This window comes from Paracraurococcus ruber (assembly GCF_004353985.1).
In the GTDB taxonomy this organism is placed as follows: Bacteria; Pseudomonadota; Alphaproteobacteria; order Acetobacterales; family Acetobacteraceae; genus Paracraurococcus; species Paracraurococcus ruber.
On sequence record NZ_SMOA01000182.1, the window covers coordinates 1 to 11,724 of the forward strand.

Genomic DNA, 11,724 nt, shown 5'->3' on the forward strand with positions numbered 1-11,724 from the left:
GCCGCTGGGCGATTCGCTGGGCGGGCTCGGCCAGCCGCCGGCGGCGCTGGCGCGCTTCGCCCAGGCGGCGCCGCCGACCGAGGCCGCGCTGCGCCAGGGCTTCGAGGACGCGGTGCGGGCCGCGCGCGATGCCCAGGCGAAGGTCGCGGCGAGCGAGACCGGGCGCCCGCCGGGGGTGGAGGGCGCGCTGTCGCGGATCGAATCGCTGGTGACGGTGCGGCGCGGCGACCAGATGCTCTGGGGCGCCTCGATCGAGCCGGAGATCGAGCGCGCCCGCCGCGCGCTGGAGGCGGGGGACCTGGAGGTGAGCGTGCAGACGATCGAGAAGCTTCCCGCGCCGGCGCTGGACGCCATGAAGGGCTGGCTGGACCAGGCCAGGGCGCTGATCGCGGCGCGCGGCGCGCTGCGCCAGCTGGCGGCGGGCTGAGCCGATGCGCAGTGCGCTTTTCTTCCTCATTGTCCTGGCCGCCGGCACCGCCTTCGCCATGTGGCTGGCGGGCCTGGGCGGCACGGTGCAGATCCAGGTCGGCGAGGCCTATATCGCCACCAGCTTCCCCCTGGCGGTGCTGATCGCCGCCCTCGGCTTCCTGGCGCTGCACCTGCTGCTGTCGCTGGTCACCACGCTCCGCCGGCTGCCGCGCCGGCTGCGCGCGGGCGCTGCGAACCGCAACCGGCGGGAAGGCGACGCGGCCGTCACCCGCGCGCTGGTCGCGCTGGCCGCCGGCACCGGCGATGCCGCCCGGCTGGAGGTGCGGAAGGCCCGCAACTACCTGGGCGACACGCCGCAGACCCTGCTGCTGGCGGCGGAGGCGGAGCGGCTTTCGGGCAACGAGGATGCCGCGGCCGCGTCCTTCCGGCTGCTGGCGGCGCGGGAGGATGCCCGCTTCCTCGGCCTGCGCGGGCTGCTGCGGCAGGCCATGGCGAAGGGCGACTGGGACGCGGCGCGCGCCCTGGCGAGGGAGGCCGAGGCGGCGCAGCCCGGCGCCGCCTGGCTGCGGGAGGAGCGGCGCACCCTGGCGCTCGAGACCCGCGACTGGCGGGAGGCGGTGGCGCTCGCCTCGCCCGAGCAGCCGCGGGCGCAGCTGGCGCTGGCGGCGGCCGAGCAGGAGCCGGACCCGGCCCGGGCCGCCGAGTATGAGCGGCAGGCCTTCCTCTACGACCGCGGCTTCGCCCCGGCGGCGCTGGCCTTCGCCGCCCGGCTGAAGGCGCGCGGCGACCTGCGCAAGTCGAAGGCGGTGCTCGAGGATGCCTGGGCCGCCGGCCCGCATCCCGACCTGCTGGAGCCCTACCTGGCCGATGCGCCGGATGCGCTGATGCGGCTGCGGGCGACCGAGACGCTGATCAAGCGCAACCCGGCCGCGCCGGAAAGCCGGCTGGCCCTGGCCCGCGCCACCCTGGCGGCCCGCTTCCCCGACCGGGCGCGAAAGGCGCTCGACGCGCTGATCGGCTCCGGCGAGGCCGACCGGCGGGCCTATCTGCTGCTGGCCGAGGTGGAGGAGGCCGAGCAGGGCGCGGCCGGGACGGCACCGGCCGGCCAGGCGCGGCTGCTGGCCGAGGCGCAGGCGGCGAAGCCCGAGCCGCGCTGGCATTGCGGCCATTGCGGCACGGCGCATGGCACCTGGGCGCCGGTCTGCGGGGCCTGCAACACCCCGGGCCAGATCGCCTGGACCGCGGCACCGCCCGCGGCCATGCCGGCCTCCGCCGCCGCCTGATCACGGCTGCCCGGGCCTGGCGTGCGGACGTCCCCTTCGTCCGCACGCCGGCAGCGCGCGCGGGAATCATCCCGCCCGGGGCGAGTCGCCCCGGGCGGTGCCCTCCTTCCCCATCGACCACGGGCGCCGGAACGGCGCCGGCCGGAATGGGGCGATTGAGGCGTTGCCCTTTCCCGGCGCCGCGTGTATCTCCCCGCGGCCGCACGGTTCGCCGGCATAGCTCAGCGGTAGAGCAACTGATTCGTAATCAGTAGGTCCACAGTTCGATTCTGTGTGCCGGCACCATCCCCCGGCCCAAGGCCGCGGCGGCCGCGGCCAGGCCGGCCCCTCCCCGACCATCACGACGATCCGGGCTTCGGACCGCCAGCGCGGCGGTTGGACCGGCCGCGACGACGGCACCGCCCGCCGGAAAACCATTGGACATTCCGTGCGCTGACACGGATTCTTCACCTGCGGTCACAGACGCCCCCCGCAAGGCCCGGAAGGTTCCACCGCCATGCTGGCGGGCTCGCACGTCGCCCTCGGCGCCGCCGCCTGGTTCGCGGTCGCCCCGCATCTCGGCCGCCCGCCGCTCGACCCGGAAGCGCTCGCGCTGGCGGTGGCCGGCGGCCTGTTGCCCGACATCGACCACCCGAAGAGCTGGGTCGGGCGGCGGCTGCGGCCGGTCTCGGACCTCGTCGCCGGCATCTTCGGGCATCGCGGCGTCACCCATTCGCTGCTGGCCGTCGCCGGCTGCGCCTGGGTGCTGCACCAGGGCTGGCTGCCCGCGCACTGGGCGGAGCCGCTGGTCGCCGGCTATCTCAGCCACCTGCTGGGTGACCTGCTGACGCCGGCCGGGCTGCGCCTGCTCTGGCCGCTGCGCGGCACCTGGGCGCTGCCGCTCTGCCGCGCCGGCTCGCCCTTCGAGCCGCTGGTGGTCGCGCTGATCCTGGTCGCGGCCTGGAGCACCTTGCCAGACCGCCCGGATGCGCGCGCGGCGCTGCATCGCCTGGGCCTGTTCGTCGCCGGCGCCACGGAGCCGGTGCCGCCGCCACCCCCGCCGCCACCGCCGCCGCGCCGGCGGGTTGCCGTCCTGCCACGGCCCGCCGCCTGACCGTGGCGCAACCGCCCGCCTTGCAGCCGGCCCGACCGCGCGGCAGTTTGTGGCGGTACCGGCGGGAATAAATCCGTGTCCGCATGCGTCCTGCAGGCGATGGGGGGACCGGGCCATGGCCGATGAGTCCTTCCGCCAGGCCCTGACACGCCTGCTGCCGCGACTGCGACGCTTCGGGATGACCCTCACGGGCTCGGGCACGGATGCCGATGAACTGGTCCAGACCACCTGCGAACGGGTCCTCGGCCGCGCCGGGCAGCTGCGCGACGACACGCGGCTGGATGCCTGGCTCTACGCCGTCATGCGCAACCTCTGGACGTCCGAGCTGCGGCGCCGGCGCATCCGCCGGCATGAGGGGATCGAGGCCGCCGAGGCGGTGGCGGGCGAGGATGGCGCGGCCCGGACGGAGGACCGCATGACCCTCGCGGCGGTGCGGCGCGCCATGGACAGCCTGCCGGAGGAGCAGCGCGCCGTGCTGATGCTGGTCTGCGTCGACGGGCTCAGCTACCGCGACGTCTCGGCGATCATGGACATCCCCATCGGGACGGTGATGAGCCGGTTGTCGCGCGCCCGGCAGGACCTGCATGCGCGGCTGGCGGGCGAGGCCGATGGCAAGGTCACGCCGCTGCGGCCGGCGAGGAGGGGCTGAGATGGCCGGAACCGATGACCGGGATGTCCGCCTGGTGGCCTATGCCGATGGCGAGCTGGACGAGGATGCGGCGCGCGCGGTGGAGGCGGAGCTGGCCACGAGCGCCGAGGCGCGCCGCCTGCTCGGCATCCACCGGGAGACCGCGTCGCTGCTGAAGGCCGCCTTCCCCGAGAGCCGCTATGCCGGCGGCAGCCTGCCGCCCGCCCCGGCCGGCCGGGCGCGCCCCGGCCCACACCTGCTTGCGCGTCCCTGGGCCGGGGCGGTGGCCGCGTCGCTGCTGCTGGGCTGCATCGGCTATGGCGCCGGCAGCCTCTGGCCGGCCCCCATCGCCGCCGGCCCGTCGCGGATGCTGGCCGAGATCGCCGAATACCACGCGCTGTATTCGCGCGAGACGCGCCACCTGGTGGAGGCCGACGCGTCCGAGGCGGAGCATATCCGCGCCTGGCTCGGCCCGAAGGTGGGGCGGGCGATCGCCATCCCCGACCTCTCGGCCGCCGGGCTGACCTTCGCCGGCGCCCGGCTGGTGGCGCTGGAGGGACAGCCGGTCGCGGCGCTGATGTACACGCGGCCGGACGGGCTGCCGGTGGCCTTCTGCATCCTGAGCGCGCCGGCCGCCGGCCGCGGCATGCTGCAGGCGGAGCGGGAGGGCGTGGGCGTTGCCAGCTGGGGCGACGGCACGCATCGCTACGTGGTGGTGGGCGAGGCGCCGCCGGAGCGGCTGCGCCATTGGGTCGGGCTGGTGCAGCGGCAGATCTGATCCGAGGGGTCGTCCGCGACGACCCCTGGTGTCCTCCCGGTGACCTCCGGCGCCGGGTTGCCCCCAAGGGGACCTTGGCCCGGCCATGGCCCGCCGCATCGCGGGTGCCCATCGGTGCCGCGCGGCGATGCCGATGCGCCGCCGCGGCGATGGGCGCCGTCCGGCGACCCGGCCGGCTGGTTGCGGCCGAGGCCATTCCAGGTGGCCCTCGGCACGGTCCCGGCCCCGCCGCGTCGCGCGCCTGCAGCCGGCATGCGCGCCGGCCGCCGCGCCCCGATCGGGACCGATGCCGAACGGCCATCCGCCGCTGGTCTTCGCGCGCGCCGCGGATCCGTGCGCTCGCGCCATCCGGCCAGGTCATCCCGGCCGGCCGGCGATGCGGGGGATGCGTCCCGCCCTCGGCGCGCGTCAGCCGGAGGCCGGCCCGGCATAGCCGATCGGGATCGCCTCCGGCCGGCCGAGGGGGGCGTGCTCCAGGCCCTCGCTGCGCTGGAAATGCAGCAGCGCCCAGTCGCAGAGGCCGGCCAGGCGATCCGCCGGCGCGCCGGCGCAGCGCGCGGCGATGTCCTGCCAGAAGGCCTCCGGCGCCAGGCCGGTGCGGGCGATGTGGCTGTCGGTCAGGAAGGCGCGCGCGAAGCCGGGACCGATCGGGCGCGGCTGGCGGAACAGGGACAGGCGCCGCGCGCGGATCCAGCCGGCGCCCGCCTGCGGCCGCGCCAGGTCGATGCGGTCGACGCCCGGCGAATCCAGCGCCTCGAACAGCAGGCTCAGGCGGCGGTGCAGCGCCGCGGCTTCCTCGGCGAAGGGCCGTTCCTCCTTCGCGCCGAGGATGGAGCGGTGGCCGAACAGATGCGCCAGCGGGTGCCGGTCCGGCACCGAAAGCGCGCCATGCACGACGAAGACGCTGCCGCCGGGCCGCAGGACGCGGCACAGCCCGCGGCAGACCTGCACATCGTCCAGCCAGTGCAGCGCCTGCGCCACCGTGACCACGTCGAATTCGGCATCCAGGTGCAGCAGCCGGTTGGCGCTGTCTTGCAGCAGCCCGAGCGGCAGGCCCTGCGCGGCGGCGCGCCGCCGCGCCGCGTCGAGGAAGCCGCGCGAGAGGTCGAGCAGCGTCACCGCGGCGCCCGACGCGGCCAGTTGCAGCGCCAGGTCGCCCGGCCCGCCCGCCAGGTCCAGCACGGCCTGCCCGGGGCCGAGCGCGGCATCGGCACGGATGCGCGCCGCGATCTCGGGCGGGAACGGGCGATGCGTCAGATAGGCCTCGGCGATGCCGGCATCGTAGCGCGAGAGGTCGTCCCCGGCGCCGACCAGCACGCCGGCCGCCCGCATGCCGGCGATGTCCGCATCCAGCCGGCGCCGCAGCAGCGGCGTGTCCGGCACGTCGGCGAGGCGGCGATAGGCCGCCCGCGCCGCCGCCACGGTCAGCCCGCGCCGCCGCCCGAACAGCGCGAAGAGGAGGCGTTCCCGCCCGCTCAGCCAGTACTGCACATAGGGTTCGGAATCCTTCGCGATGAAGGGCCGCCCGTCCATGCCCGCGGCGAGGGCGAAATTCGGCGAAGCCCTGAGCCTGTCGGCATCCATGCCGGCGCGATCCCTGCCTGCGGCCTGTCCCCTGTGTAGGCGCAGGCGCCGTGGCGCGGCAAACCGGCCACGCGCGCGGCGATGATTTTTTTCGCGCCGCCGACGATTCTGCGGGAATAGCCGCGGGGTCCGATGCGTCATTCCCGCGCAGGCCGATGCCCGGCCCTGCGAGGAGAGCCGGACGCCGCGATGAGCCTGCCCGCCGACCTGACACCCGCCGCCACCTGTCCGCTGCATCGCGCCGCCGCGTCGCTGTCGCCGGACGCAATTCTGGTCCTGCCGCGGCATCGCAGCGCGGTGGTGCAGGATGCGGTGAACGCGGCAGGCCGGCCGGAGCGGCGCCTGTTCCACGGCGACAAGGAGATCACCTTCAACGAGCCGGCGCTGTTCGGCTTCGCCGCGCGGCTTGCCGCGACCGGCCGCTTCGCCGCCAGCGATGCCCGGGCCTGGGCGCCGGCCGTGCCCTGGGAGCGGCTGCGGGCGCTGCTGCAGGAACTGCTCGCGGCCGGCGTGCTGCTGCCGGCGGCCGAGGCGCCGGAGGACGCGCGGCCCGATGGTCCCCTGCCGGCGCCGCTGCCGCCCGGCCCCTGCCCGGCGCCGCGCTTCTGGGACGACTGCGCGGCGATCACCCGCGAACTCGGCGGCCATGCGGTGGACGAAGGCTGGCTGGAGCTGTTCGTGCCGGTCTTCCGCGTGGCGCATCCGGCGCTGGACGCCGATGGGCGCCAGGTGGGGGAGGCGAATGTCTTCCCGCCGGCGCTGCGGCTGGACATCCCGACCGAATGGCGCCCCTGCACCCTGCCCGGCACCCGCTTCCGCGGCCCGCGGCCGATGAACGTCACGGCCATGCGGGTCATGCGGGCGCATTGGCCGGAGATGATGGCCTGCCTGCGGCAGATCCGCGCCGCCTTTCTCCGCCGCTACCCGGAGGCCGAGGGCGCCTGGACCGTCGGCCATCTGGAACGGCTGGCGACGGCGGTATTGGCGGTGCCGACCCATGCGCTCGTGCGCCACGACCGGCCGCGCGCGGGCGCGCTGCACCCTGCCCTCGCCGCCCTGTTCCGCGTCACCGACGGCGTGCGGATGGTGATGCACCAGATGCTCTTCGTGCCGATCGGGGAGCCGGCGCGCGCGCCCACCGATCCCGTCTCGGTCGAGGACATCCTCGACTATGCCGAGCGGAACTACAGCTACCATTCCCCGCATGGCGTCTGCGCCGGGCCCCGCGCCATGGTGCGGGACCTGCTGCAGGTGCTGCTGCATGGCGGGGCGGATGGCGGGGCGGAAGCCGGTGACACGCTGCGCGATCCCGCGCTCGTCGCGGCACTAGCGGAGTGCGAGGCCGCGCTGGACTACGGGCTGCTCGGCCTGCGGGCCTATGCGGCGTCCTTCTCGCTCTGGCCGCTCCTGGCGCGCGGCTATGCGCGGCTCGCGGCCCTCGCCGCCGCCTGGCCGGACCGCGCGGCCACGCGGCTGCTGCGGGACCGGCTGCTGGAGCATGCCGCGCTGCTGGAGCAGGCGACCTATCTGGGGCATGAGCGCTGGCGGGCCGGGCGCGACGATGCCTATGCCGACATGTTCCGCGAGAGCGGCCGCGGCGTCGCCGGCCTGTCGCCGCAGCCGTTGGCGGAGTGGCTGGACGCGGCGGCACCCGCGGAGCAGGCGGCGCTGGCCGCGCAGCTCACAGCTATTCTGCACCGGCACCCTGGCCTAGACGCGGCGCAGGCCGCGCCCTTCGCCGCGGCCATCGCCGACACGCTGCTGCGCATCCGCGCCGTGCTGCGCTGCGCCGCCGCGGCGCAGGCGGAGATCAATCGCCGCCTCGGCCGCCCGGCGCCGCGCCATGCGCTGCGCGCCGCCGATCTCGACATGCACAACCGCCTGCAGGGCGCGCAGGCCGCGCGCCTGCCCTTCCTGCCGGACGAGCTCGGGCGGCTGCTCGGCCTTCGCATCGAGATCGACACGGCGGCCTGCAGGGTCGCGGAAGCCACCGGCTGACGGCAGACGCAGCACCGGCGGGGGCATCGCCATGGCCCCCGGCCCGAACCTCCATCCCGCCGGCAATCCCGCCGGCGGCCCCGCGTGCCCGGCACGCAGCCCAGGAGCCTTCCATGCAGATCAAGACCAACATCCGGGCCGGTGGCGGCAGCACCAATAGCGGCGGCGCGAAGGGCCAGAAGCGCAATTCCGGCGCCGACAGCTCTGCCACGCCCAGCCCGCCCCCGCCGCCGCCGGTCTATGTGCCGCCGGTCGGCCGGTGCGTCGGCTACTGAGGCCAGGCCGACCCGACGGGAAGGCCGGCGGCACGGGCGACCGGGCCGCGGCCATCCGGCGCCGCCTCCTGTTGGCGGCGCTGCTGCCGCTGGCCGGCTGCGCCGGCGACCCCGGGCCGGGCTTCGCGCCGCCGGGGGTGCCGGCCGCCTTCCGCGCCGCCGCAGCGGCGGAAGCCGCACCCGCCCTGCCAGCGGATGGCGCCTGGTGGCAGGTCTTCGGCGATCCGGTGCTGGACGACCTCGTCGCCCGTGCCACGTCGCACAATCTCGGCCTGAAGCAGGCGGAAGCGCGGCTGGCCCAGGCGCGCGCGCTGCAACGGGCCGCTGCCGCGCGGCTCTGGCCCACGCTCGGCCTGACGGCCGAGGCCTCGCGCCGCGACGGCACGCTGACCAATGCCGCGGCCACCACCGGGCCGCTGTACGTCCTGGGCACCACGCTGGGCTACGAGCTGGACCTGTTCGACCGCCTCGGCCGCGAGGGCGACGCCGCCGCGCTGGATGCGGCGGAGCGCGAGCGGCTGCGCGCCGCGGCGCATCTGCTGCTGCAGGCCGAGGTCGCGCGCAGCTACTTCCTGCTGCAGGCGCTGGACGCCGAGGCCGGACTGCTGCGCGGCGCCGTCGAGTCGCAACGCCGCAGCGCGCGGCTCACCGAGGGGCTGATGCGCGCCGGCCTCGTATCCGAACTCGCCACGACGCGATTGCGGGCGGAGGCGGAGGCGCTGGCGGCCGAGGCGCTCGCCCTCGGCCAACGGCGGGAGGAGGCGGAGCAGGCGCTGTCCCTGCTGGTCGGCGAGCCGGCGACGGGGTTCCGCCTGGCGACGGCGCCCGCGCCCGCCACCCCGCCCAGCATTCCATCGGGCATCCCGGGCACGGTGCTGCTGCGCCGGCCCGATGTCGCCGCCGCGCACCATGCCTGGCGGGCGGGGGAGCTGCGGGCCGCGGTCGCGGCGGATGCCTGGCTGCCCACGCTCACCCTGAACGCGCTGGGCGGCTTCGCCGCCGCGTCCTTCCCCGCGGTCTTCGCCGCCTCGGCCGCCAGCTCCGGCCTTGGCGCGCTGCTGGGCTTGCCGGTGCTGGATGGCGGGCGGTACCGGGCGAACCTCGCCGGCGCCCGGGCGGGGCGCGACATCGCCGCCGCCGCCTATGGCCAGCAGGTGCTGCTGGCGCTGAAGGAGGTGGAGGAGCACCTGGCCGCGCTGCGCTGGCTGGCGGCGCAGGATGCGACGCTCGCCCGCGCCGGCCAGGCTGCCCGCCGCACCCGGGACCTGGTCGCCGCCAACCGCGCGCGCGGCCTGGCCAGCCAGCTGGAGGTGCTGGATGCCGAGCGGGTGGCGCTGCGCGAGGAACGACAGGCGCTGCGCATCCGTGCCGCGCGTTTCGTGGCGACGGTCGGGCTGGTGCGGGCGCTGGGCGGCGGCTGGGGCGCCTGACGCGGGAGCGGCACTGCTCCTCCGCCCCCTCCCCGCCGGGGACCGGACCGGCCCCCGGAACCCCGTGTGGATTTATCGTCGGGAGAAGGGACCCCAGCGGGGGGACCTCCTCCCGACGATCACGCAGGCCGGTCCAGGGGTCGCCTGCCCCCTGGCGGCCCCTCAGGGGTGCGCGATCACCACCAGCCCCCGCGCCCGCCGCCGCGCGCAGTCCAGGCAAAGTTGCAGCGTCTCCGGGTCCAGCGCCGCGAAGCTCTCGTCGAGGATGGTCAGCGGCGCGCCCTGCAGCAGGGCGCGGGCCAGGAAGATGCGGCTGCGCTCCCCATGGGAGAGCTGCCAGCCGGTCTCGCCCACCCGCTGCTGCAGCCCGCCCGGCATGCGCTCCAGCAGCCCGCCCAGGCCGAGCTCGCCGCACACCTCCCGCGCCAAGGCGACGTCGTCCCCGGAAGGCGGCCAGGCGCGGCCGAGTAGCAGGTTGAAGGCGAGCGTGCCGGCCAGGATGTGGTTCTCGTGGAATTGCGGCGCCGCCGTCGCCAGGGCGTGCCAGGCATCGCCCAGCGTCTGGCGGTCCAGCCCGCGCAGCAGCAGCAGCCCGCTGTCCGGCCGGCGCAGCCCGGTCAGCAGCGCCGCCAGGGTGGATTTGCCGCCGCCCGAGGGCGCCTGCAGCAGGATCCGCTCGCCGGGGCGGATGACGAGGTCGAGGCCGCGCAGCACCGCCGGCCCGCCGGGCCGGTAGCGGAAGACGAGGTCGCCGGCCTCCGCCACCGGGGTGGCGGCGGGCGGGTCCGCCGCCGGGTCGGGCGGGAAGGCGGGCGGCACGGCGGCGGGGCGGCCGCCGGCCCGGAACAGGTCCTTCGCCAGGTCCCAGGCGATGCCGGCCTGCGCCAGGGATGCGGCGCTGCCGGCGATGCCGGCGAAGGCGCGGTTGGCCAGCAGGATGCCGCCCAGGCTGATGCCGATCTGGGCCGCGGTCGCGCCGCCGCCGACCAGGCCGGGCGCGATGGCGGCCAGCGAGAGGATGGCCCAGCCTCCGGCCGGCCCGGCGGCCAGCGGCAGCATGGCGGAATCGAGCGCGCGGGACGCGCCGAGATGCGCCCGCAGCGCCGCATCATCCGCGGCATCGCGCCGCGCCGGCTGGTCCTGCGCCAGGCAGGTGCGGTGGCCGACCATGCGCTCGATCAGCGCATGCGTCATGTCCAGCCGGCCGGCGGACCAGGCACGCAGCCGCCGCGCCTGCCGGACACAGAGGGCGAGGGTGAGGCCGAGCCAGGCGAGCAGCGCCAGCAGATGCGGCGGGCCGCCGGCGCCCTGCGCCAGGATCCAGGCGGCGAAGCCCAGTTCGATGGCGGCGGCGCCGAGGGCGAGGCCGCCGGCCACCGCCAGCGTCTCCAGCGCCTGCGCCTCGATGACGCGGCCGAGAAGCTGGCCGGCGCCCTGCTGCCGCACCGCATCCGGGTCCAGCCGCAGCGCGCCGGCCAGCAGCCGGCGCTTCAGCAGCCGCCCGAGGTCGAGCGCGAAGCCGGCATCCAGCCAGCCCGCCGCCAGCCGCAACGGCAGGCCGGAGAGCAGCAGCAGCAGCCAGGCGGCCAGCCAGCCGAGATCCAGCCTGCCATCCAGCGCCGCGGCGCCGATCAACGCCCAGCCGCCAACCTCCAGCCCGTAGAGCAGCAGCATGACGCCGAGGATGGCGCCGAGCCGGCGATGCAGCCCGGCCTGGACAAGCTGCACCGCGAAGGGGGCGGTGGGCGGCAGCCGCAGCAGCCAGCAGCCGGCCACGCTGTCCCCGGCGCTGCGGTCGCGCAGCAGCGCGGCGCGCGCCCGGCCCTGCCGGGACGCGGCGATGCCGGCCGCCGCCAGGATGCGATCGATGTCGCCGGCCTGCGCGGCGGCGAAGCGCGACGTGGCGGCGGCGGCGACCAGCGCCGCCTTGCGGCGATGCAGGCGCAGGTCGGGGCCGATCAGCAGGAGGTCGCGCCCGCGTGCCCGCAGCAGCAGCAGGAAGCGCAGCCCGGTGCCGTCATGCAGCGCCAGCAGGGCCGGGCAGGCGCGTGGCAGGCCGCTGGCGGCCTCGGCCACCGGGAAGCGGACCGGCTCGGCCTCCAGCCCCAGCCGCGCGGCCGCCCAGTCCACCCAGGCATCCGGCCGGGCCGCGTCCAGCGCGCCCGGGGGCGCGGCGGGCTCGGCGCGGACCAGCCCGGCACGCCGGCCGAGCTCCAGCAGCGCGGC

Annotated in this window: 9 protein-coding genes, 1 tRNA gene and 1 pseudogene; 9 read left to right on the plus strand and 2 right to left on the minus strand. The window is 76.7% G+C overall.

All coding sequences use genetic code 11. From position 1 onward, the window contains the following. The 6 genes and pseudogenes from E2C05_RS33280 to E2C05_RS23025 form a co-directional block, all read left to right on the plus strand. Positions 1-427: pseudogene (locus E2C05_RS33280) on the plus strand (COG4223 family protein); the annotation flags it as partial. A gap of 4 nt (positions 428-431) precedes the next feature. Next, positions 432-1,712: a heme biosynthesis HemY N-terminal domain-containing protein gene (locus tag E2C05_RS23005; protein ID WP_133221987.1), complete on the plus strand. Its 1,281-nt coding sequence runs from the start codon at positions 432-434 to the stop codon at positions 1,710-1,712. Between the two features lie 210 nt (positions 1,713-1,922). Beyond that, positions 1,923-1,997 (plus strand) — tRNA-Thr (locus E2C05_RS23010). Between the two features lie 211 nt (positions 1,998-2,208). After that, entirely contained in the window at positions 2,209-2,805 is a 597-nt protein-coding gene (locus E2C05_RS23015; protein ID WP_133221988.1) for a metal-dependent hydrolase, read from the plus strand. Positions 2,806-2,920: 115 nt separating this feature from the next. Continuing rightward, positions 2,921-3,454 carry an RNA polymerase sigma factor gene (locus tag E2C05_RS23020; protein WP_133221989.1) on the plus strand — a complete coding sequence of 178 codons (534 nt, stop codon included), beginning with the start codon at positions 2,921-2,923 and terminating at the stop codon, positions 3,452-3,454. 1 nt (position 3,455) lies between these two features. Continuing rightward, the gene (locus E2C05_RS23025; protein WP_133221990.1) at positions 3,456-4,211 is read left to right on the plus strand and encodes an anti-sigma factor family protein; all 756 of its coding nucleotides are present in this window, start codon (positions 3,456-3,458) and stop codon (positions 4,209-4,211) included. Between the two features lie 408 nt (positions 4,212-4,619). Here E2C05_RS23025 and E2C05_RS23030 read toward each other — a convergent pair whose 3' ends face one another. Then, positions 4,620-5,795: a class I SAM-dependent methyltransferase gene (locus E2C05_RS23030; RefSeq protein ID WP_158292310.1), complete on the minus strand. Its 1,176-nt coding sequence runs from the start codon at positions 5,793-5,795 to the stop codon at positions 4,620-4,622. A gap of 189 nt (positions 5,796-5,984) precedes the next feature. On the opposite strand from E2C05_RS23030, the gene E2C05_RS33285 reads away from it, so the two are divergent. From E2C05_RS33285 to E2C05_RS23040, 3 genes are all read left to right on the plus strand, one after another. Beyond that, positions 5,985-7,793: a hypothetical protein gene (locus E2C05_RS33285; RefSeq protein WP_158292311.1), complete on the plus strand. Its 1,809-nt coding sequence runs from the start codon at positions 5,985-5,987 to the stop codon at positions 7,791-7,793. Between the two features lie 113 nt (positions 7,794-7,906). After that, positions 7,907-8,068, plus strand: a complete 162-nt coding sequence (locus E2C05_RS33290; RefSeq protein WP_158292312.1) for a hypothetical protein — start codon at positions 7,907-7,909, stop codon at positions 8,066-8,068. A gap of 71 nt (positions 8,069-8,139) precedes the next feature. Further along, positions 8,140-9,498, plus strand: coding sequence for an efflux transporter outer membrane subunit (locus E2C05_RS23040; protein WP_158292313.1), 1,359 nt, complete (start codon positions 8,140-8,142; stop codon positions 9,496-9,498). Positions 9,499-9,660: 162 nt separating this feature from the next. On the opposite strand, the gene E2C05_RS23045 is transcribed toward E2C05_RS23040, so the two are convergent. Further along, positions 9,661-11,724 (minus strand): ATP-binding cassette domain-containing protein (locus E2C05_RS23045; protein ID WP_133221993.1); only part of this gene is annotated, 2,064 nt, incomplete at its 5' end.

Bases quoted from the DNA above. Each gene is read 5' to 3' on its own strand.
- E2C05_RS23005 (WP_133221987.1), top strand. From the start codon at position 432: ATGCGCAGTGCGCTTTTCTTCCTCATTGTCCTGGCCGCCGGCACCGCC.
- E2C05_RS23015 (WP_133221988.1), top strand. From the start codon at position 2,209: ATGCTGGCGGGCTCGCACGTCGCCCTCGGCGCCGCCGCCTGGTTCGCG.
- E2C05_RS23020 (WP_133221989.1), top strand. From the start codon at position 2,921: ATGGCCGATGAGTCCTTCCGCCAGGCCCTGACACGCCTGCTGCCGCGA.
- E2C05_RS23025 (WP_133221990.1), top strand. From the start codon at position 3,456: ATGGCCGGAACCGATGACCGGGATGTCCGCCTGGTGGCCTATGCCGAT.
- E2C05_RS23030 (WP_158292310.1), bottom strand. From the start codon at position 5,795: ATGGATGCCGACAGGCTCAGGGCTTCGCCGAATTTCGCCCTCGCCGCG.
- E2C05_RS33285 (WP_158292311.1), top strand. From the start codon at position 5,985: ATGAGCCTGCCCGCCGACCTGACACCCGCCGCCACCTGTCCGCTGCAT.
- E2C05_RS33290 (WP_158292312.1), top strand. From the start codon at position 7,907: ATGCAGATCAAGACCAACATCCGGGCCGGTGGCGGCAGCACCAATAGC.